We start from the raw sequence: 22,879 nt of genomic DNA, 5'->3' as shown, positions 1-22,879 counted from the left end.
CAACCGCCCTGCAAGGGCAGACAATACCGACAGCGCCTGAAAACGCACACAAGCGACACCAATCGAAATATGGTGTCGCTTGTTTTTTCGCTTCTCACACGGAATACGCTCACGCGAGAACGAATCGAACAGCCGCGGCAGAAATTCCATGCTCATATGTCAGCTTCTCCGGCGTGATATACTCTGCCAACCGAATCGCAAGTATTTTCAGGCTCGCGGCTCATTATATCGTACATCATGTTCTATATTTGCATAATACTGTGCAAATTCGACTCATTTTGATTTACAACGTCGTTGCAGGGTGATATACTGAAATTACCATATAAGATGCGCCGGATTATGTTTTAAGGAGAATGCTATAATGACCATGAATGACCCGCTGCTCCGCACGGACAGCTATGCAAAAATCTTCCTGTATAACACCCATGAAACCGTCGCCTGTGTGCCGCGCCACACCATCCGCATGCGCGATAAAGTGCGCCCGGACAAGCTGCGCGAAGCCGTCGAACAGGCACTGCTGCGCTTTCCGCACATGATGCTGACCGCCGAGCCGACCGAGACCGCGTTCCGCTACCGCCGAAACGTGCAGCCCGCCGTAGTGCTGCCGTTCGATGGCGTATCCACCCGCTACACCATCGGCTCCAAGGATACGAACGGATACTTATTTCTCGTCGGCTACCACGACAAGACCATCTACATGGAGTATCAGCACTCTATCTCGGATGGACGCGGATTCGAGGAGTTTATCCGCTGTGTACTGTTCCAGTACCTGAAAAACTGCGGTTTCCCGGTTGAAAATGACGGCTCTGTGCGCGGCATGGATACCCGCTGGTCTCCTGAGGAGAGCGCAAACGGCTACGAGCAGCTGGCAGACCGTGAATTTTCGCCAGATGGCATCTGGAAAAAGCCGGAGGCTGTTCATGCCCCCGAGGTACAGTGGGGCGCTGACGGCTCCGAAGTCGTCACCGAGGTGACGTTCCCGTTTTCTCAGCTGCACGATTACGCAAAGTCCATCGGCGTCAGTCCGCTGTCTGTACTGGCTCCGCTGATGATGAAAGCGTTTGATGATAAGTTTGGCGGAACGGACAAGCCGGTTATCGCGGAGATTCCGGTCGATCTGCGTCCGCTGCTGCCGACGCTTACCACGCGGTATTTTATTTGCTTTATCGATCTGCCGTATTTTCCGGAATACCGCGATCTGCCGAATGACGAGGTGTTCCGGCGCACGAAGGCGTTTTTGAAGGATCAGATGCAGCGCGAACAGCTGCTCTATCGCGCGAAAGCCGCCGCAGACCGCTGTGAATCGCTGCATGAGGCAGACATTCCGCTCGCGGAGAAAATGCAGGCGGCGCAAAAGGTCACGACTGATTTTGTGCTCGAGGACAGCTTTCTCATTACCAATGTCGGCCGGTTCGCCCTGCCGGAAAGCTGCCGTCCGTATGTACTCGATTACGGCGCAATCCTGCCGTGCGCCGTGCAGCCGTTTGCGCTGCTGATCTCGTCGTATGGAGATAAAATGAAACTGTCCGTCGCGCAGCGCGATCACGATATGCAGGTTGTCGAGGATTTGTGCGCCGGTCTGCGGCAGCTTGGCATCCAGCCGGAGACACTCAGCTATCCGTTTGTAGTAACACGGTATAACGGACTTGAGTGCGGGATGTAAGTTCAAAACTGTAATTTCAAAAGCAAAACGCTCAGCTATCGTTTGATAGCTGAGCGTTTTGCTTTATCCAAGCCGCGCGACTGTATACCCGACATACAGACCGGCACCGGTCACAAGTGCATTCTCGTCCACATCGAAGCCGCCGTTATGGTTGGTGATCATCGTGTGCGGAAAATCCGGATTGCCGGTGCCGAGATACGCATACGCGCCCGGCTTATACAGCTCAAACTCGGCAAAATTGTCGCCGCTGAGCGACAGCTCACGGTTGGTGACAACGTGTCCTTCTCCGAGCAGCTCGTCCACGACCCGAGCAGCTTCCTCGCACACCTGCGGGTCATTGACGAGCGCAGCGGCAAAGTCCGTCCACTCGATTTCCGCCGTGCCGCCGTACAGCGCAGCGATGCTCTGCGCGGTCTCACTGACCTGTGCGCGAACGCGGTCGCGGCTCTCCTGCGAAATGGTGCGCGTTGTGCCCTCCATTTCAGCAAATGCTGCCACGGCGTTGTAGGTCGTGCCCGCGTTCAGCTTGCCGATGCCGATGATGACCGGCTCGGTCGGTGAAGTGCGGCGCGTAACCAGTCCCTGCACTGCCACAACAATCTGGCTGGCGATGTACAGCGCATCTACGCCCATATGCGGCGTGGAAACGTGCGTGGACCTGCCGTGCACGCGAATGCGGAAATGATCGACTGCGGCGTTGTTGATGCCCGGTTTGAGTCCTACCGTGCCTGCCTCCAAATCATACGCGGTATGCAGACCAAACACGCGCTCGGCACCATCCAGCACACCGGCTGCGACAAACGGCTTTGCACCTTTTCCGATTTCCTCTCCCGGCTGAAACACAAGACGAACCTTTCCGCTGAACGCGTCTCTGTTCTCCGACAGGATTTTCGCGGCACCCAGAAGGCAGGCAGCGTGCGCATCATGGCCGCAGGCGTGCATGACGCCTGCATTCTCTGAGCGATAGACGCACTCGTGCGTCTCCTCAATGGGCAGCGCGTCGATATCCGCACGCAGAACCAGCACTTTTCCGTTGTCCTTTGCACCCTTCAGCGTGCCGAGCACGCCGGTCTCGCCCACGCGCGTGTGCGGAATGCCGAACTTGTCCAGTTCCTCCTCAATGCGCTGTGCCGTGCGGAATTCCTGCAGGCTCAGCTCCGGGTGCCGGTGAAATTCCCGACGGATGGATACGATGTAGTCCTTCGTTTCCGCTGCGGCTTTCTTTACATCCATGACGGCTTTTCCTCCTGTTTATCGGTGTTTCGGTTTGATCTTATCACGCAGACCTTCCAGACGGTTGAGTGCATCGAGCAGCGTCTCGTCCTTCTTGGCAAAATGCAGGCGAATCAGGTTGTTGACCGGCTCACGGAAGAAGCTCGATCCGGGAACCGCGCCTACGCCGACATAATGCGCCAGATCCTCGCAGAACGCAAGATCGCTCTCGTAGCCGAACTCGGCAATGTCGAGCAGAACATAGTACGCGCCCTGCGGGTCGGTATGGGCGATTTTGAGATCGTCCAGACCCTTGAGGAACAGATCCTTTTTGTGCGTGTACTTGGCCTGCAAATCGTCATAGTAGTCCTGCCCCATCTTCAGGCCGGTGACAACGGCCTCCTGCAGCGGTGCTGCCGCGCCGACCGTCAGGAAGTCATGCACCTTTTTCGCACGGTCGATAATCTCCGGCGGGGCAATGATATAACCCAGTCGCCAGCCGGTAACCGAGTACGTTTTGGAGAGCGACGAGCACGACAGCGTGCGCTCCCACATGCCCGGCAGGGTGGCAAAATAGGTGTGCTTGTTCGGCGCGAAGACGATGTGCTCATACACCTCGTCCGTGATAACGTAGGTGTCGTACTTCTCCGCGAGAGACGCGATAATCTCCAGCTCCTCGCGGGTGAACACCTTGCCGCACGGATTGGACGGGTTGCACAGGATGATGGCCTTCGGGTGCTGACGGAATACATCCTCGAGCACGTTTGCGTCAAAGTGGAAATCCGGCGGCACAAGCGGCACATAGATAGGCTCTGCACCGGACAGGATGGTGTCCGCACCGTAGTTCTCGTAGAACGGGGAGAAAATGATAACCTTGTCGCCCGGATTGGTGACCGTCATCATCGCAGCCATCATCGCCTCCGTGCTGCCGCAGGTGGTGACGATTTCGGTGTTCGGATCGATCCTGCGGCCCATGAAATACGTCTGCTTGGCGGCCAGCGCTTCGCGGAAGTTCTGCGAACCCCATGTGATCGAATACTGGTGATAGTCTTCGTAGGCCACCTGCGCCAGACGGTCGAGCAGCTCTTTCGGCGGCTCGAAGTCCGGGAAGCCCTGCGACAGATTTACCGCATCATACTGCATGGAAACGCGCGTCATACGGCGGATGACCGAATCGGTAAAGCCGGCGGTGCGCTCAGATAAGCTCTGCATGGTTATTTTCCTCCCATAATGTAAGATTTCTGATCGTTAAGCGTGTGCTTCGGGTCGAGAGCGGTCTTGATCGTGTTCATCACGGCAAGATTCTCCTGCGCGGTCTCCCGCAGGAAATACGGCCGCTTGGCAATGCCGATGCCGTGCTCTCCCGAGGCTACGCCGCCGTAAAAATACGCCTTAGCGTAAGCCTGCTCCATGTTTTCGTGCAGCTCGCGCTCCCATGTCTGCTGGTCGCGGCCGTCGCGCACCACGCACAGATGCACGTTGCCGTCACCCGCATGACCGAACGCGATCATACGCATACCCGAGGATGCTTCCAGCTCGTTGATATAGCGAACGAAATCCGCCGTGTGGCTGATCGGCACCACAATGTCCACCGGCTCCTGCTCGGACACGGCCTCGACCGCCATGACGAGCGCACCGCGCACCTTCCAAATGTCGGCGGCCTGCTCCGCACTGCGCAGCACGATGCAGTCGATGGCACCGTTGTCGAGTGCAAGGCGGCGCACGCGCTCAATATTCGCATTGACCTCGCTCTCGTGGCCGTCAAACGTCAGCAGAATGTACGAACCGGCATCCGGACGCGGATATTGCACGCCGGAAAAGCTCTCACCGAGGGCTACGACCTTGCGTTCCATGAACTCGACTGCGGTCGGGTTGGCGTTCGCCTGCAGGATGGTCAGCACGCTGCGGATACCCGTGCCGAGGTCAGCAAACGGCACGAGCACGCTCACCGAGGTCTCCGGCTTGGGAAGAAGGCGCAGCAGGCACTTGGTAATAACCGCCAGCGTACCCTCCGAGCCGATGAGCAGATGCTTGAGCGACAGACCGCTCGCGTCCTTCACCTGCTTGCCGCCGACATGCAGCACCGTGCCGTCCGCAAGGACGACCTCCAGCCCGCGCACATAATCGCGCGTTACGCCGTACTTGACTGCACGCATACCGCCCGCATTGGTGCTGATGTTGCCGCCGATGCTCGAGGCCTTTTCGCCCGGATCGGGCGGATAGAACAGGCCGCGCTCCTCGACATACGCCTGCAGATCCTTGAGCAGCATACCCGGCTCGACGGTGACCGTCATGGTGTCGCGGTCAAGCTCGAGCACACGGTTCATGTGGGACACATCCAGAATGATACCACCGAACAGCGGAATTGTCGAGCCTACCAGATTGGTGCCCGCGCCGCGCGGCGTGACCGGGATACCGTTTTCGTTGGCGTACCGGAGCACGCCGCTGACCTCCTCGGTCGAGCGCGCGAACACGAGTGCATCCGCTGTGCCGGTGCGGCGGCCGAGCGCATCGCTCAGGTATTCCGCCGGAATATTTTCCTCGAAAAGCAGGCGTTCGCTGTCCGGAATGATCTCCTGCAGCGCCTGTTTGTTGATCTGCATTACTGTTTCCTCCCTGCCGAAAATACCGCCGGTTGTTTCCGGCGGCATTAGGAATAATTATGAATTACTTGTCTGCCAGCAGATCCTGATCCCAGCCTGCCTTGATGAAGTAGCCGCCGAACTGGTCGTTGAATACCTTCTCGGTCTCATCGGACTGGAACGCTGCTACGACCTTCTTGTAGGTCTCCAGCTTGTCCGCATCCTCGAGGTCAGCGGAACGTGCTGCGATCAGGTTCCAGTACTCCTCGATGTCCAGCTGATCATCCTTGTAGATGGCGTCCTCGGTCTTAAGGCCGAAATCCAGTGCGTAGTTGCCGTTTACGACAGCTGCGGTAACGTCAGCCAGCGTGGACGGGATAACGTTTGCCTTCAGCTCCTCGATGGTGATCTTGTTGTTGTAGGTCTCGATGTCGTCGATGGTCGGGTTGAACTCTGCGCTGTCCTTCAGCTTGATCAGACCGGCAGCCTCCAGCACCTTGAGCGCGCGGCCGCCGTTGGTTACATCGTCCGGAATGGCTACGGTGTCGCCGTCCTTGAGCTCATCAACCGACTTAACCTTGTCGGAGTACAGGTTCAGCGGAATGATAAAGGTGTTGCCGATGTTCTCGATCTCATAGCCGTAGTTGTCGATCTCGCTCTGCAGGTAAATGCGGTGCTGGAATGCGTTCAGGTCAATCTCGCCGTTCGCAAGTGCGTTGTTCGGGGTAACGTAGTCCGAGAACTGTACGAACTCGAGGTCGATACCCTCGTCAGCCAGCTTTTCCTTAGCCGGGGTCCACAGATCCTCATAAATGCTGCCGACTACGCCGAGCTTTACGGTTACGGCATCACCAGAATTGCTGTCGGATGCCTGTGCGTCATCGGAAGCTGCGCTGCTTGAGCCGCCGCAGGCGGTCAGGGACAGAGCGAAGGTTGCTGCGGACAGGGACAGTGCGATGATTCTTTTGAGCTTCATTGGGATTACCTCCGTTTATGATGTGAATTTTTTAATTGACTGATGTTAGAGAGTGAGCGACAGCTGATAATTCTCGCTCATGGTCTTGCAGGATGCGTTGAACTTCTCCTGCTCCTCCGGGGTGAGGTGCAGCTCAATGATCTCTGCGATGCCGTCGCGACCCACGATAGCGGGCACGCTGGCGTACACATCGTGCTGACCGTATTTGCCGTCCAACAGAACAGAAACTGAAAGAACGCGGTTCTCGTTGTAGAAAATGGCGCGAACGACTTCTGCGGCAGAAGCGCCGATGCCGAACTCGGTGCACTGCTTGCCGCGCAGGATGGTCCAGCCGCCTTCACGGCCTGCGTCAGCAAGCGCATCCATGTCGAGTTTGCCGAAGGTGTCCGGATACTCCTCGCGCCACTGGGAAAGCGGCTTGCCCGCGATGGTGACAGCCGACCATGCGACCATCTGGCTTTCGCCGTGCTCACCGAGCGCGTAAGCGGTGATGGATTTCTGGTCAATGCCGATCTCCTGCGCGATCGCGCGGCGCAGTCTTGCGGAATCCAGCGTAGTGCTGGTGGAGAAGATGCGCTCCGGCGCCCAGTTCAGCGTGTGCTGGATGTAATGCGTGATAACGTCCGCCGGATTGGAGATATTGACGATAATGCCGTCAAAACCGGATTCTTTGATGGATTTTGTTACATCTTTCAGGATGGCGATGGTCTGACCCAGTGTATCCATACGGGTCTGATTGCCGGTCGGCAGCGGGCCCGCCGAGATGATCATGATCTGCGCGTCCTTTGCATCGCTGTAATCACCGGCGATGACTTTGGTGCGGACCGGCAGATAGTTGGTCGCATCGGTCAGGTCGAGCGCCTGTGCAACTGCCTTTGCGTGGTCGGAGTCGATGTAGACGATCTCGTCTGCCAGACTCTGCGAAATCAGTGCGTAGCCGACATGGGAGCCGACATGTCCTGCACCGACGATAACAACTTTACGATTGGAAATACTCATGTCAGACACTCCTTAATGCGTGTTCTTCTTGACGACCTTGCCGCCAACGAACTCCATAATGCAAACGATGATGACGAGGACCAGCACAGTGACGTTGGTAACGTCCAGCATGTTGCGGTCGTGGCCGTAACGGATGGCGAAGTCGCCCAGACCGCCGGCACCGACGACACCGGCCATTGCGGTCAGGTTCAGCAGGCTGATGGCTGTGATGGTTGTGCCGCGTGCGATGGCGGCAACGCTTTCCTTCAGGTAAACGCGGAAGATAATCTCCAGCGGTGTGGAACCCATCGAGAGTGCCGCTTCGATCAGACCGCCGTCCAGCTCGGCAAGGGCGCTTTCCACCTGACGGGTGAAGAACGGCACCGCACCGAATACCAACGGAACGATTGCACCCCGAACATAGATTGCCGTACCCATAATTGCACGGGAAACCGGCATTACCCACGTCAGCAGGATGATGAACGGGATGGAACGGAACAGGCTGACCAGCTTGTCCAGGATCTGATAGACGATTTTGTTTTCCAGAATGCCGCCCTGCTTGGTGACCGTGATCAGCACGCCCAGTGTCAGACCGAGCACGAACGAGATCGCACCCGACCAGACCACCATGAGCAGCGTGTCGCCGATGGCTGCATAGAAGTCCGGCAGCTTTGCCATCACATTCGGAATGATGTTATTCAGAAACTCTTGCATCCTTGATGACCTCCACTCCTACGTTTTTCTCACTGAGATAGGCGATTGCCTGTGTGATTTGATCGCGGCCGCCGCTGATGATGGCTACCGTGCCGCCAATCGGTGCATTCTGCACGATGGCGATATCCGAAAAGATGATGTTGAGCACAATGTCGAATTTGCGCGATACCGTCGAGATGAGCGGCTCGGATACGTTGCGCTGAATATAGCTCAGGCGCACGATCAGTTCACCCGGATTCAGCTTGACGACCGGCGAATCCTCCGCGATGAGTTCTTCGATCTTGCGGAGATTGGAGGTCGTGTGGATGAAGTTCTTGGTGATGTTCTCTCTCGGGTTGGCAAAAATGTTGAACACCTCGCCGGACTCGACCACCTTGCCGTGCTCCATGACGGCTACGCGGTGGCAGATCTCCTTGACGACCGCCATTTCATGGGTGATGATAACGACCGTGATGCCGAGGGTTTCGTTCAGGTGCTTGAGCAACTGCAGAATCGCCTTGGTGGTCTGCGGATCGAGTGCCGAGGTAGCCTCATCGCAGAGCAGCACATTCGGGTCGTTTGCCAGTGCGCGAGCGATTGCTACACGCTGTTTCTGACCGCCGGACAGCTGCTTGGGATACGCCTCCGCCTTATCACCGATGCCGACCAGATCAAGCAACCGCTGTACTTTTTCCTCGATCTGCTGCTTGGAAAGGCCGCTGCCGCGCAGCGGATACGCTACGTTGCCGGCTACGGTGCGCGAGGGCATCAGGTTGAAGTGCTGGAAGATCATGCCGATCTTCTTGCGGGCCTGCCGCAGCTCCTTTGCCGAGAGCGACAGCATGTCCTGACCATCTACGATCACCTTGCCGGAGGTCGGTCGCTCGAGCAGATTGATGCAGCGCACCAACGTCGATTTACCCGCACCGGAAAAGCCGATCATACCGAAAATTTCGCCCTTGTCAATCGTCAGCGAAACATCCTGCACCGCATGAACGGTTCGCTTGCCGCTCACAAACTCCTTCGAGATATGTGACAATTTTATCAAGAAAATTCCTCCTTATTCCTCTTAAATGCGCAAAAAAAGCGGGAAGCTCGCAGCTCCCCGCTTCAGAAAATGCAATGAATCCGCAAGAACGCGCAGCGTCAAGCAAGACGATTCAAAGTAATTTCGTATTCTGTCGGTCAGGCAGCATCTGAGCATAATACAGCATGTTCATACACATTCGACCCGACATTCGTGCGTTTACGATGAACATTTTGCTCGCTCCTTTCCGATTCCTTACTGGATTTGTTGGTTATAGAATAGCACAGTCAATCCCCAGTGTCAACCTCGGAATTGTGGGAATTTCGTTTTCTGGCGGTTTTGCCAGTTTTGTATGAATTCATCCAGCAAAATCTATGGGATTTGACTGATATTTTCAGCAGTTTGCTGTAATTCAAGGTGGTCTTCTTGGCAGGCATATTGGGTGATGTACTTTTTATCGGACTTTAACTGTTATATACTGTATATAACAATTCAATAGAAGGTGATCGCTATGGATAAAAAATTCTATGCACACACCCGTCCGATCAATGAAAACGGCGTTGAACGTACAGAATATCAGCTTCTCTCCGATCACGAGCGCGGTGTCGGCACGCTCTGCGGGCAGTTTGCCGAAGCATTCGGTGCACAAACCGAAGGTCACGAGGCCGGTGTTCACCACGATGACGGCAAAGCAACTGCCGCATTTCAGCATCGTCTTCTGGATAATGGTCCAAAGGTCGATCATGCAACCGCCGGTGCACGAAACATCATGTTGTCAAACAATCTGCTCTTAGCCGCTTGTGTCATGGGGCATCACAGCGGTTTGCCGGATTTAGGCAGCACAAATGACCCGGAAGGCACGCCCACCTTCACCGGCAGAATAAAAAAGTGGGGCACTCCCGCTATTCCGCCGCTTGACCCGGATTATCCCATTCCGCCGGTACGCCTGCCGCAGCGTCCGGTCACCAAGCCGTCGCTTTCCGAGTCATTCCGCACGCGCATGCTGTACTCCTGTCTGGTGGATGCGGATTATCTGGACACCGAGCAGTTCATGCAGGGCGATATGCCGCGCGGCACCGGAAATTCACTCGAAACGCTGCTCACCCGCTTACAGGCCAGGCTAAATGAATGGGACAACCCGACTTCCGAGCTGAACAAGCTGCGTCAGCAGATCTTGCGGGCGGGCGTTTCCGCCGCAGCCAATCCCAAGGGCATTTACACGCTTACGGTTCCGACCGGCGGCGGCAAAACGACCAGTTCTCTCGCATTTGCGCTGCATCATGCCGTTGAGCACGGTATGAAACGTGTGATTTATGTTGTACCGTACACCTCCATCATCGAGCAGAATGCCGATGTTTTCCGCGGTATTTTAGGCGATGAAAACGTACTCGAGCATCACTCCGGTGTACAGTTCGAGAACGATGAGGAAAACGGCAATCCCGATCCCAAGGCACTGGCCGCCGAAAACTGGGACAGCCCGCTCGTTATCACAACCGCCGTTCAGTTTTTCGAGTCGATGTACGCTAACCGTTCCTCACAGTGCCGCAAGCTGCACAATCTGGCGAACAGCGTGATTATTTTCGATGAAGCGCAAATGCTTCCGCTGTGCCACCTGATGCCGTGTGTCGCGGCCATCGGCGCTCTGGTAGAGCAGTTCGGCGCAACTGCCGTGCTGTGTACGGCTACCCAGCCGGTACTCGGCGATTTGATTCAGCGATTCGCACCGTCGCATGCGGTTTCCGAGATTTGCCCGGAGATTCCGTTCTATTTCGACAAATTCCGCCGTGTAACGTTCCGGCAAGTCGGCGTCCTCGAGGATGACGCACTCGCCGAATTACTGTGCGCATATAAGCAGGTCCTCTGCATCGTCAATTCCCGCAAAGCGGCGCAGTCCATTTTCTTGAAATTGCCGGAGGAAGGCAGTTTCCATCTGTCCACACTGATGGTGCCGAAGCATCGCCGTTCGGTGCTCGAGGAAATCCGACGCCGACTGAATGACGGTTTGCCCTGCCGTGTCGTATCGACTTCTCTTGTTGAAGCCGGTGTTGACATAGATTTCCCCGCCGTTTACCGCGAACTGGCGGGTCTGGATTCCATTCTGCAGGCCGCCGGACGCTGCAACCGTGAGGGCAAGCGTGCCGCAGAGGACAGCATCGTTACCATTTTTCGCCGCACAGAGAAGGCTCCGCCGCTGTTTGGACAAGCCATCGGTGCGACAAATACTGCGCTGGATAACAATGCCGATCCCGCTTCTCCGCAGACAATGCAGAGCTATTTCAGCGAACTGCGCAAGCTGAACGGTTCCGCGATTGACAAAATCGGCGTGATCGACGCGTTTGAACGCGGACGCGGCGGCTCTCTGTATCCGTTCCGCACAATTGCCGAGAATTTTCGCATGATCGACAACGACACACGCACAGTTTATATTCCGTGGAAGGACGGTTCTGAACTCATCGAGCGGCTTTGCGATGGTGCGTGCTCTAAAAAGCTGTATCGGCAGCTTGGGCAGTACGCCGTGCAGGTGTATGATGCGCATTTTCAGGCACTGTATGACGCCGGTGCGCTTCAAACCGCCGATGAAACCAATGCTCTGGACGACCGCAGTGCTATTCTGTGCAATCTGTCGCTGTATGATGAGAAAACCGGTCTGTCGCTCAAGGCAGACAGCGGTCAGGCGTTTTTCGGGTAATTTTTCGCGTAAAAAGGAAAACGGGAGAATGTGGTAACATTCTCCCGGTCTTCCTATAATAACACTCCTCTTATTTCAATCCACACTGTTTCCAGCGACAACGTCACTATAACATATTATACGTATCGTGTAAACATAAACCGATTCCTTATCAGAAAATAGATTTATAATTACAAGTGCTCTTAAAGTTTATATTGCTTTCATATAGCATAAGTGATATACTACAAATATAGACCGGAATCATCTTCCTGTCTATCCAACAAATCACACCGAAGCCCTGTCACATATTCCACTCTCTGTTGATGCAAGGAAATATTTGGCAAGGCTTCGTAAAGGAGGGAAATATACCAATGTCAATTCAAGTTGAAGTAAGCGGTCCATACGCTCTATTCAGCAGACCCGAAATGAAGACCGAACGCGTCAGCTATGACTGCATGACACCCTCGGCGGCACGCGGGTTGCTGGAAAGTATTTACTGGCACCCCGGTCTTCGCTGGATCATCGACCGCATTCATGTCTGTGCGCCGATCCACTTCACCAACATCCGCCGAAACGAGGTAAAGGACACCATCAACGCGCGTTCGGTCAAGGCGTGGATTGCAAAACCCAAGGGTGAGCTGTACCTTGCTGCATCGGAAAGCATTCAGCAGCGTGCTGCCATGGTGCTGCGCGATGTCCACTATGTCATCGAAGCGCACTTTGAAATGACCGACAAGGCTGCGCCGACTGACAATCCCGGCAAGTTTCAGGACATTATGAAACGCCGTCTGCGCCGCGGACAGTGCTACAGCATGCCCTACTTCGGCACACGGGAATTTTCGGTAAAGTTTGAGCTTTGTGAACAACTTCCGCCTTGTCCGGAGAAGCTGCTCGGTGAGCACGATCTCGGCTGGATGCTGCTCGACATGGATTACAGCGATCCCGCCAATATCACACCGATGTTCTTCCGCGCCAAGCTGATAGACGGTGTCATGGAGGTTCCCCCGATTCACAGTGCGGAGGTGGTCAAATGATTTTGCAGGCGCTGACGCAATATTATGATGCCCTCAATGCCCGCGGTGAAATTGATGCGCCCGGTTGGGGCAGACCGAAAATCAGTTATGCACTCCAGCTGCGGGAAAACGGTGACCTTGCCCAGGTTATTCCGCTGCTGCACGAAGCAGAGGCAGGCAAAAAGAAAGTGCTCCGTCCGCGCGAGGATATTCGTCTGCCGGCGGCAGTCAAGCGTTCTTCCGGTGTCACGTCCAACTTTATGTGGGATAATTCGGCATATCTGCTTGGCGTAGACGCAAAAGGCAAACCGGAGCGCAGTCTGCAATGCTTTCACGCCGCCGCCGAGCTGCACCGCAAGCTGTTAGACAATGTGGACTCTCCTGCCGCACACGCAATTCTCTCCTTCTTTGATATATGGCAGCCTGCCGAAGCTGCACAGCACCCTGCTCTTGTCGATGATTACGACAAAATCATTGCCGGTGCCAATCTGGTATTTTATGTGAACGGACAGTATCCGGCAGATGATCCGGTCATCTGCGCTGCATGGCAGGCACATTACGACGGTGACTCCGATGCGCCCAAACAGCAATGTCTTGTCACCGGCGAACTGGATGAGATTGCCGCCGTTCATCCCGCCATCAAGGGTGTACGTGATGCGCAGTCCAGCGGCGCCGCACTTGTGTCGTTCAACGCCCCCGCCTTCTGTTCCTACGGTCACGAGCAGAACTATAATGCACCTGTTGGTAAGCACGCTGCATTTGCTTATACGACGGCGCTCAATCACCTGCTGGCTGACCGCGAGCATACGCAGTACATCGGTGACACCACCGTCGTTTGCTGGGCGGAGACTGCAGAACCGCAGTATACTGATTTTTTCAGCTGCCTTATGGGCAATAACACGCAAAGCTGGTCGGATAATGACTTATCCGCTGCGCTCCAACACCTTGCAGACAGCGAACCGTGTCAGGAATTAAATCTTGATCCTGAACGTGCGTTCTACATTCTCGGTCTGGCACCGAATGCCGCGCGTCTGAGTGTGCGATTCTTCTATAAAAACACGTTTGGTGAATTGATGAAGAACGTCAACGCGCACTATGAACGTCTGAAAATCAAGCGTCCGGCAAAGGCGCCTGCCGGCTTTTTGCCGCTGTGGCAGCTGCTTGCCGAAACCGTCAACCAGAGTGCCCGCGACAAAAAGCCGAGTCCGGTTATGGCCGGTGCGACTGCCCGCGCCGTCTGGAACAATGACCGCTATCCGGCTGCACTGCTGAACGGTGTTATGCTCCGTATCCGCGCAGATTCTGAGATAAACTGGCGGCGTGCCGCAATTATCAAGGCATATTACCTAAAAAACAAGGACAAGGATTGTCCCGAGGAGGTTTTAACTGTGAGCCTGAATGAATCCAGCACCAATATCCCTTATGCGCTCGGACGGCTGTTCTCGGTGTATGAAGCCGTACAGCAGGCGGCAAATCCGGGCATCAACGCTACTATCAAGGATAAATACTTCAACTCCGCTTCGTCTATCCCCGCGACTATCTTCCCTATTCTTGACAAGCTCTGTCAGAAACATCTGCGTAAGCTGCGAATCGATCAGCAAATTTATTTTAATAAGCAAATCGGCCAGATCATGGATATTCTGCACGAAGAGTATCCCGCTCGGCTGAACCTGCCGCAGCAAGGCTCGTTTGACCTCGGTTACTACCATCAGACACAGAAGCGTTACACTAAAAAGGAGGACAAGTAAATGGAACCCATCAAAAACCGCTATGAATTTGTAATCTTTTTCGACGTGGAAAACGGCAATCCGAACGGCGATCCGGATGCGGGCAACATGCCGCGTATCGACCCGGAAACCGGCTACGGTCTGGTGACCGATGTATGCCTCAAGCGCAAAATCCGCAACTATGTGGAAATGGCCAAGGAAGGCGAATCCGGCTACCGCATTTACGTTAAGGACGGTGTACCTCTCAACCGCAGCGATGCAGAAGCCTGCGCTTATGTCGGTATAGCGCCGGACAAGCTCAAGGATGCAAAGAAGAAGGACGACCAGCTGGACAGCAAGCTGCGCGACTTTATGTGCCAGAATTTCTACGATATTCGCACATTCGGTGCAGTTATGACCACCTTTGTCAAGGGTGCACTCAACTGCGGACAGGTGCGCGGTCCGGTGCAGCTTGGCTTTGCCCGCAGTGTGGATCCTATTGTTCCGCAGGAAGTCACGATCACCCGTGTTGCCATCACCACCGAGGCTGACGCGGAGAAAAAGGGCACCGAAATGGGCCGCAAGTACATCGTGCCTTACGGTCTGTACCGTGCGGAAGGCTATGTTTCCGCTAACCTCGCCCGCAAGACGACCGGATTCTCTGAGGATGACCTTGAACTGCTGTGGACAGCAATCATCAACATGTTCGAGAACGACCATTCGGCTGCTCGCGGCAAGATGGCTGTACGCCAGCTGATTGTGTTCAAGCATGATTCCGAGCTTGGCAACGCACCCTCGCACAAGCTGTTTGATCTGGTTCATGCCGAGCACAACGAAGGCGTGATTGCGCCGCGTGCGTACACGGACTTCACCATCACGGTTGACGAAGCCAACCTGCCGGACGGCGTGACCTGCAAGGTGCTGGGGTAATCTACGCCGAGGAGGACTTCCTCCAACTCTCCGGTCTGCAGCACTTCGCATTCTGCCGTCGGCAATGGGCGCTCATCCATGTGGAGCACCAGTGGGCAGAGAATTACCGCACGGTGGACGGCTCGATTCTGCACGAGAAAGCGCACGGCGGCGGCACGGAAAGCCGCGGCGACCTGCTGATTGTTCGTGCCATGCGTATCCATTCTGCGGTACTCGGTGTGTCCGGTGAATGCGATGTGGTAGAATTTCATCACTCGGAAAACGGCGTTGCCCTGCAGGGACGAGACGGACTGTGGTCGCCGTTTCCAATCGAATACAAGCGCGGCAAACCCAAGCCGCACGACGCGGACGAGCTGCAGCTGTGCGGTCAGGCGATGTGTCTTGAGGAAATGCTGTGCTGTCAGATTTCCGACGGTGCGCTGTTCTACGGTGAACCGCGCCGACGGACGCCTGTCGAATTTACAGACGAACTGCGGCAGCGTGTACGCGACAGCCTTGCCGAAATGCACGACTATCTGCGGCGCGGCTGCACGCCTAAGGTGAAACCGCAGAAAGGCTGCTCGGCCTGCTCGCTCAAGGAATTGTGTTTGCCCGAGCTGATGAAGGCGAAACCTGTCTCCGGCTACCTGAAAGGAGCGATGGAGGAATGAAAAAGCTGCTTAACACGCTGTTTGTCACCTCAGAGGACGCATATTTAACGCTCGATGGCGAAAATGTTGTCGTCAACCGCGAGAAGCAGGTAACGGCTCGGTTTCCGCTCCATGCCCTCGCCGGAATTATCAGCTTCAGCTATGCAGGCGCGTCTCCGGCACTCATGGGCGCATGTGCAAAGCGAGATGTAAGCTTGTCGTTCTGCACACCGCGCGGGCGGTTTCTGGCGCGAACCTGCGGCGTGAGCAACGGTAATGTATTGCTTCGACGCACACAATACCGTACGGCGGATGACCCACCACAAGCCTGCCGTATTGCCCGCATGATGGTGTTCGGCAAGATTTACAACGCGCGGTGGAGCATTGAACGCACCTGCCGCGACCACGCCATGCGCGTGGACACAGAAGCGCTCAAAGCCGCCTCCGCCAAGCTGAAAGCGCTGCTGCCGCAGGTGCAGGCAGAGACTGATTCAGGCTCTCTGCGCGGACTGGAGGGCGCAGGTGCGGCCATCTATTTCGATGTATTCGACCGATTGATTCTCAACCACAAAGACGTGTTTTCGTTCACCGGACGCTCGCGCCGTCCACCGCTCGACCCATGCAACGCGCTGCTGTCGTTCGCCTATTCCCTGTTGGCGAACGACTGCGCCGCTGCGCTGGAAGCCGTCGGACTGGACAGCTATGTCGGTTTTCTGCACACCGACCGTCCGGGCCGGCAGTCTCTTGCCGCCGATTTGATGGAAGAACTTCGGCCGTGCTTTGCAGACCGTTTTGTGCTTTCGGCTGTCAATCTCGGCAGGTTTTCCGCGAAGGATTTTGAAGTGCAGGAGAACGGTGCGGTTTATCTCTCAGAGAACGCCCGCAAAATCTTTTTACAGGGCTGGCAGGAGAAAAAGCGCGAGGAAATTCGTCACCCATACCTTGAGGAAAAGCTGTCTTGGGGTATGGTGCCCTACGCGCAGGCACTGCTGCTGACGCGCTATTTGCGCGGCGATCTGGACGATTATCCGCCGTTTTTGTGGAAATGAGGTGCCGAATATGCTGGTTGTGATTACTTATGACGTCAACACCGAAACAGCCGCCGGGCGCAAACGCCTGCGGCAAATTGCCAGGCAGTGCGTCAATTATGGACAGCGTGTGCAGAATTCCGTGTTTGAATGCCTGATTGACGCGGCTCAGTGCCGTATGCTGCAGCAGAAGCTGTGCTCCATTATGGATGATGAACTGGACAGTCTGCGATTTTACTATCTCGGCAGCAAGTATGAGAATAAGATTGAGCATTTCGGCACGAAGCGCGGCTATGAGCCGGAAGGCGTGCTCATGGTGTAAGGCGGTGCGAAGTGTAAGCGAACCGAAAAGCGTCGGCGCTTCGCACCGGAATTTCCGATAGGATATATACAATACTTTTATCGGATGTCAATTTTGCAGTTGTATTTTGCACGATTCTATGCAAAACTGTTATTGCAATTGTTTATTTTGCGAAGATCATCGGGGATAGTCTTGGTGATTTTTGCTGTCGCTCCCTTCGCGGGAGCGTGGATTGAAATCGGAAGTATCATTGTGGGGCTGGATCGTCGTCTTGAGTCGCTCCCTTCGCGGGAGCGTGGATTGAAATAAGGCTATCCAGGACGCGGACCACGCTTCGGGCGGTCGCTCCCTTCGCGGGAGCGTGGATTGAAATTTCTTGTCCGCGAAGCACTGAAACGCGCGAAGTCCGTCGCTCCCTTCGCGGGAGCGTGGATTGAAATGCCCTGTGCGATCGCTGAAATCGCGCTTTCTTCCAGTCGCTCCCTTCGCGGGAGCGTGGATTGAAATAATGTGATCGGCTATCCTGGCACGAATACCGACGTCGCTCCCTTCGCGGGAGCGTGGATTGAAATAATGGTCACCGGAAAATAAAAAAAGGCGGTCAGGGTCGCTCCCTTCGCGGGAGCGTGGATTGAAATTCGAATTCGGGTTGTTCCGCGCCCGCGATCTGCTGTCGCTCCCTTCGCGGGAGCGTGGATTGAAATCAGTCTGTCAGTGTTCGGATCAGGTCCACAGCGAGTCGCTCCCTTCGCGGGAGCGTGGATTGAAATCGTGGGATCGGTCGGAAAGATTGACAGCGACGTAAGTCGCTCCCTTCGCGGGAGCGTGGATTGAAATCGGTGGCCGAAAAACTGATCGACTACACCCTGGACGTCGCTCCCTTCGCGGGAGCGTGGATTGAAATGCGCCCTGCGGGAAGTGGAGAAGTTATTAACAGGTCGCTCCCTTCGCGGGAGCGTGGATTGAAATGCCGAGCGTGTCCGCGTCATGCAGCAGCTCCACGCGTCGCTCCCTTCGCGGGAGCGTGGATTGAAATACGCTAAAAAATTGAGAATGGAGTGCGGTGCCTGGTCGCTCCCTTCGCGGGAGCGTGGATTGAAATGTCGCGGTCTGAAATGTACTGGTTAAGTTTGGTGTCGCTCCCTTCGCGGGAGCGTGGATTGAAATCTAACGGCTTCCACGGTGTAGACAACGCAATTTGTCGCTCCCTTCGCGGGAGCGTGGATTGAAATGTCATGCCTGCGGAGGATGTAACCATCTCGTAACGTCGCTCCCTTCGCGGGAGCGTGGATTGAAATGTTAAATTTTGCGCTCCAATTACTTTAGCGTTATCGGGTCGCTCCCTTCGCGGGAGCGTGGATTGAAATGGTTGGTGTCGCCAACCTTGCGGACTACAAGCACAGTCGCTCCCTTCGCGGGAGCGTGGATTGAAATGCGGTGAAATGCAGAACAATCCAGTGCACAGGAAGTCGCTCCCTTCGCGGGAGCGTGGATTGAAATATCCTTGCGGTCGAAAAACCGCTTTTTGAGCCAGGTCGCTCCCTTCGCGGGAGCGTGGATTGAAATGACCGCGACGAACTGTTAGACCGTGGCCGTGTGGGTCGCTCCCTTCGCGGGAGCGTGGATTGAAATTGCGAGACCAACTACAATGCGGCAACCAATGCGCGTCGCTCCCTTCGCGGGAGCGTGGATTGAAATAGTTACGGAATCTTGAAGAAAAATCCGGCATGAATGTCGCTCCCTTCGCGGGAGCGTGGATTGAAATTTGCCGTGCACCTTGTCGATCTTGTGCGTACCCCGTCGCTCCCTTCGCGGGAGCGTGGATTGAAATTTGAATCTGACTAACGTCCTGCGCCATCTGAGAAACGTCGCTCCCTTCGCGGGAGCGTGGATTGAAATTTATTAACCAACCACCCCGCCCCGGAGGTAACGGTCGCTCCCTTCGCGGGAGCGTGGATTGAAATGTTATCGTCCAGCAGCTTAACCGTGATCGTCTGCGGTCGCTCCCTTCGCGGGAGCGTGGATTGAAATCCTTCCTTCCTATGGAGTGAATACTATACGCAAATGTCGCTCCCTTCGCGGGAGCGTGGATTGAAATATCATAATCGAAAGACAAATAAGCATTAGTCACTGGTCGCTCCCTTCGCGGGAGCGTGGATTGAAATGTCGGGTCATCAGCGCCGCGAAACATGATTTTCTGGTCGCTCCCTTCGCGGGAGCGTGGATTGAAATCTCTACTGCGTCGCGCTGTCCGAGGTACTGCTTGCCCGTCGCTCCCTTCGCGGGAGCGTGGATTGAAATTCGAATATTCTTTCCATCATCACGAATATAGAGGTCGCTCCCTTCGCGGGAGCGTGGATTGAAATCTGCAACCCTCGGCACCGCTGATGGCAATCGAAAGGGTCGCTCCCTTCGCGGGAGCGTGGATTGAAATATGCCCGCAACGGCATTAAACTACGGAAATTGGCGTCGCTCCCTTCGCGGGAGCGTGGATTGAAATTTTTTGTTAACGCGCCGGAAACCACTAGAGCGTAAAGGTCGCTCCCTTCGCGGGAGCGTGGATTGAAATCCCGACCAGAAGACCCAGAACATCACCGCAAAATGTCGCTCCCTTCGCGGGAGCGTGGATTGAAATGACGATATGGCACGTCTGGCTGAGGGCGTGAAGGTCGCTCCCTTCGCGGGAGCGTGGATTGAAATGATTGGTCTACCGAGGCAAAGGCGAAGACCATCCTGTCGCTCCCTTCGCGGGAGCGTGGATTGAAATATGCTGCACGATCTCGCGCAGTATGATGAGACACGTCGCTCCCTTCGCGGGAGCGTGGATTGAAATCGTTCTGAGGTGATGGGGAATGAACGGGCACATTGTCGCTCCCTTCGCGGGAGCGTGGATTGAAATATTTTTTCTACCCTGTGAGGACCGGGGCTGCCGTCGCGGTCGCTCCCTTCGCGGGAGCGTGGATTGAAATGGCATCGAGCGCATCACTGTAAACGATCAGGTTTAGTCGCTCCCTTCGCGGGAGCGTGGATTGAAATACAAGTGATGTTGTAGTCCTCAGTGCAAGACGTTGTCGCTCCCTTCGCGGGAGCGTGGATTGAAATAGTCGTGCTGATTTTGGAGATTGGATTGGTGGAAGTCGCTCCCTTCGCGGGAGCGTGGATTGAAATGTATGTAGGGGACAAGACACACGGCAGCGACAAAGTCGCTCCCTTCGCGGGAGCGTGGATTGAAATACCTCGCTCGCCAGCGGGTAGTGCAATCCCTCCAGTCGCTCCCTTCGCGGGAGCGTGGATTGAAATACCAGACCATGAACGATATGGACAGCAATAAGGCCGCGTCGCTCCCTTCGCGGGAGCGTGGATTGAAATTCATGAGCCGTACTTGCGGCATCGGTGATGGTTGTGTCGCTCCCTTCGCGGGAGCGTGGATTGAAATAGACCGCGATGAACTGTTGGATCGTGCCCGTGTGGGTCGCTCCCTTCGCGGGAGCGTGGATTGAAATGGCAAGTCGCAGGCCCCCATCAAGGCAATTATCGGTCGCTCCCTTCGCGGGAGCGTGGATTGAAATGCAGGACTCGCACCCGCTTTCAGCAACTATGCAAAGTCGCTCCCTTCGCGGGAGCGTGGATTGAAATCCTGATAGCGACCTATTCGACTTTAACCGCTGGAAGTCGCTCCCTTCGCGGGAGCGTGGATTGAAATGATAAACGCGCCGATACTCCGTGCGCGCAGCTCGTCGCTCCCTTCGCGGGAGCGTGGATTGAAATCGTATTTATAGTATAGCGAACTTTTGCACGAAAGTGTCGCTCCCTTCGCGGGAGCGTGGATTGAAATTCCAATCGAGCGCAGAACGCCGTTGTTTGCAATACGGTCGCTCCCTTCGCGGGAGCGTGGATTGAAATCTTGAAATCATGCTGGGAAATCCAAAGTATAAGGGTCGCTCCCTTCGCGGGAGCGTGGATTGAAATGCATGGTGCGTGCGGCGGTCGCTACGCTCCATTGTCGCTCCCTTCGCGGGAGCGTGGATTGAAATGGGGTCGGTCGCTCCGCCGTCGGCCTCGCTCGCTGTCGCTCCCTTCGCGGGAGCGTGGATTGAAATAGCCGCCGGGCCGTGCTCGGCTCCACCAGAACGTGTCGCTCCCTTCGCGGGAGCGTGGATTGAAATACAAGCCAAGCGCAGCAGTGAGCTGTCACACCTGGTCGCTCCCTTCGCGGGAGCGTGGATTGAAATTAACACAGATTCCGGCAAGCGTCAAGCCGCAGAGGTCGCTCCCTTCGCGGGAGCGTGGATTGAAATATGCGATCCGCCAAAGGCTCCCGCATTTCACCCGGTCGCTCCCTTCGCGGGAGCGTGGATTGAAATCTGTACCTCGTAGTCAGTTGCGATTGCTAAAAGGTCGCTCCCTTCGCGGGAGCGTGGATTGAAATGTTACTCCGGCGCTTGCGTGCAAGGTCGCGCAGGTCGCTCCCTTCGCGGGAGCGTGGATTGAAATACATCCTGTTGAGAGCCAATTACAAGGCTTGTGAGGTCGCTCCCTTCGCGGGAGCGTGGATTGAAATAAGATTGGATTAGATACAAGAAGGAGCGCAGGGGTCGCTCCCTTCGCGGGAGCGTGGATTGAAATGATCAAATACAAAACCGCCGACCGGAAATAATGCGTCGCTCCCTTCGCGGGAGCGTGGATTGAAATACCAGCCGAGCCGAGTTAATGCGATATTATCAAGTCGCTCCCTTCGCGGGAGCGTGGATTGAAATTTAACTGACATTTGCGAGTTATCCCAGTAATAGGTCGCTCCCTTCGCGGGAGCGTGGATTGAAATATCATAGAATCTGATACGGAAATCAGAAGACGGAGTCGCTCCCTTCGCGGGAGCGTGGATTGAAATCTTGCGGCGCTTGAAGGCAATGACGATCTGGAAGTCGCTCCCTTCGCGGGAGCGTGGATTGAAATGCGTATGGTGCAGCGCAGCGTAAAACGTGTCGAAGTCGCTCCCTTCGCGGGAGCGTGGATTGAAATTGCTGCCCGCCGAGGCAGTAAATGCGCTGCAGAGGTCGCTCCCTTCGCGGGAGCGTGGATTGAAATCGTTCTTACAGGCGAATTCGAGCAACTTTTACTCGTCGCTCCCTTCGCGGGAGCGTGGATTGAAATAAGGAGTATCACACGTTGGCGGGTTATGTGCTGAATGTCGCTCCCTTCGCGGGAGCGTGGATTGAAATGAGCGTCAGCGCGTCAATCGTATAGCCGCGCTTGTCGCTCCCTTCGCGGGAGCGTGGATTGAAATACGTCATACTCGATCAACGACCTGATCTGCTTAGTCGCTCCCTTCGCGGGAGCGTGGATTGAAATATCGATAAGCACAATAGTCTGTGCCTGGTCAACAGTCGCTCCCTTCGCGGGAGCGTGGATTGAAATCTACATTAAGCTTATCAAAATTAGTCATGTTATGTCGCTCCCTTCGCGGGAGCGTGGA

At 55.5% G+C, this 22,879-nt stretch carries 15 protein-coding genes and 1 CRISPR repeat array (1 of these 16 cut by a window edge); of the genes, 8 read left to right on the top strand and 7 right to left on the bottom strand.

Annotated features, from left to right (window positions below; all coding sequences use genetic code 11):
* Positions 1 to 361 precede the first annotated feature (361 nt).
* On the top strand, positions 362 to 1,663 hold the full coding sequence (locus DW724_RS12135; RefSeq protein ID WP_118761664.1) for a hypothetical protein: 1,302 nt from the start codon (positions 362 to 364) through the stop codon (positions 1,661 to 1,663).
* A 63-nt stretch (positions 1,664 to 1,726) separates the two neighbouring features.
* On the opposite strand, the gene DW724_RS12130 is transcribed toward DW724_RS12135, so the two are convergent.
* From DW724_RS12130 to DW724_RS12100, 7 genes are all read right to left on the bottom strand, one after another.
* Entirely contained in the window at positions 1,727 to 2,896 is a 1,170-nt protein-coding gene (locus DW724_RS12130) for a M20 metallopeptidase family protein (RefSeq protein WP_118761663.1), read from the bottom strand.
* An 18-nt stretch (positions 2,897 to 2,914) separates the two neighbouring features.
* Positions 2,915 to 4,087, bottom strand: coding sequence for a pyridoxal phosphate-dependent aminotransferase (locus tag DW724_RS12125; RefSeq protein WP_118761662.1), 1,173 nt, complete (start codon positions 4,085 to 4,087; stop codon positions 2,915 to 2,917).
* Positions 4,088 to 4,089: 2 nt separating this feature from the next.
* Positions 4,090 to 5,478, bottom strand: coding sequence for an FAD-binding oxidoreductase (locus DW724_RS12120; RefSeq protein WP_243105750.1), 1,389 nt, complete (start codon positions 5,476 to 5,478; stop codon positions 4,090 to 4,092).
* A 64-nt stretch (positions 5,479 to 5,542) separates the two neighbouring features.
* Entirely contained in the window at positions 5,543 to 6,433 is an 891-nt protein-coding gene (locus DW724_RS12115; RefSeq protein WP_118761660.1) for a MetQ/NlpA family ABC transporter substrate-binding protein, read from the bottom strand.
* 45 nt (positions 6,434 to 6,478) lie between these two features.
* Complete coding sequence (locus DW724_RS12110; RefSeq protein ID WP_118761659.1) at positions 6,479 to 7,432, bottom strand: L-lactate dehydrogenase; 954 nt, start codon at positions 7,430 to 7,432, stop codon at positions 6,479 to 6,481.
* A 12-nt stretch (positions 7,433 to 7,444) separates the two neighbouring features.
* Positions 7,445 to 8,125: a methionine ABC transporter permease gene (locus DW724_RS12105; RefSeq protein WP_118761658.1), complete on the bottom strand. Its 681-nt coding sequence runs from the start codon at positions 8,123 to 8,125 to the stop codon at positions 7,445 to 7,447.
* The gene (locus DW724_RS12100) at positions 8,106 to 9,152 is read right to left on the bottom strand and encodes a methionine ABC transporter ATP-binding protein (protein WP_118761657.1); all 1,047 of its coding nucleotides are present in this window, start codon (positions 9,150 to 9,152) and stop codon (positions 8,106 to 8,108) included. The genes DW724_RS12105 and DW724_RS12100 overlap by 20 nt, the downstream gene beginning before the upstream one ends.
* Positions 9,153 to 9,642: 490 nt before the next feature.
* On the opposite strand from DW724_RS12100, the gene cas3 reads away from it, so the two are divergent.
* The 7 genes from cas3 (at position 9,643) to cas2 (ending at position 17,427) form a co-directional block, all read left to right on the top strand.
* Positions 9,643 to 11,820: a CRISPR-associated helicase Cas3' gene (gene cas3 / locus DW724_RS12095; RefSeq protein WP_118761656.1), complete on the top strand. Its 2,178-nt coding sequence runs from the start codon at positions 9,643 to 9,645 to the stop codon at positions 11,818 to 11,820.
* 350 nt (positions 11,821 to 12,170) lie between these two features.
* Positions 12,171 to 12,833, top strand: a complete 663-nt coding sequence (gene cas5c / locus DW724_RS12090) for a type I-C CRISPR-associated protein Cas5c (protein ID WP_118761655.1) — start codon at positions 12,171 to 12,173, stop codon at positions 12,831 to 12,833.
* Complete coding sequence (gene cas8c / locus DW724_RS12085) at positions 12,830 to 14,560, top strand: type I-C CRISPR-associated protein Cas8c/Csd1 (RefSeq protein ID WP_118761654.1); 1,731 nt, start codon at positions 12,830 to 12,832, stop codon at positions 14,558 to 14,560. Before cas5c ends, cas8c begins: the two co-directional genes overlap by 4 nt.
* Entirely contained in the window at positions 14,561 to 15,448 is an 888-nt protein-coding gene (gene cas7c / locus DW724_RS12080) for a type I-C CRISPR-associated protein Cas7/Csd2 (RefSeq protein ID WP_118761653.1), read from the top strand. It abuts the gene before it with no gap.
* Positions 15,448 to 16,098 carry a CRISPR-associated protein Cas4 gene (gene cas4 / locus DW724_RS12075; RefSeq protein ID WP_118761652.1) on the top strand — a complete coding sequence of 217 codons (651 nt, stop codon included), beginning with the start codon at positions 15,448 to 15,450 and terminating at the stop codon, positions 16,096 to 16,098. Before cas7c ends, cas4 begins: the two co-directional genes overlap by 1 nt.
* Complete coding sequence (gene cas1c, locus DW724_RS12070) at positions 16,095 to 17,126, top strand: type I-C CRISPR-associated endonuclease Cas1c (protein WP_118761651.1); 1,032 nt, start codon at positions 16,095 to 16,097, stop codon at positions 17,124 to 17,126. Before cas4 ends, cas1c begins: the two co-directional genes overlap by 4 nt.
* A gap of 10 nt (positions 17,127 to 17,136) precedes the next feature.
* Positions 17,137 to 17,427: a CRISPR-associated endonuclease Cas2 gene (gene cas2 / locus DW724_RS12065; RefSeq protein ID WP_118730144.1), complete on the top strand. Its 291-nt coding sequence runs from the start codon at positions 17,137 to 17,139 to the stop codon at positions 17,425 to 17,427.
* A gap of 186 nt (positions 17,428 to 17,613) precedes the next feature.
* Positions 17,614 to 22,879: a CRISPR direct-repeat array (repeat unit 32 nt; unit sequence GTCGCTCCCTTCGCGGGAGCGTGGATTGAAAT) (it continues 4,734 nt past the right edge of the window).

It is taken from the genome of Butyricicoccus sp. AM27-36, assembly GCF_003480945.1.
GTDB classification, from domain to species: domain Bacteria; phylum Bacillota; class Clostridia; order Oscillospirales; family Butyricicoccaceae; genus Agathobaculum; species Agathobaculum butyriciproducens.
This window is presented reverse-complemented; position numbering and strand designations above follow the sequence as displayed.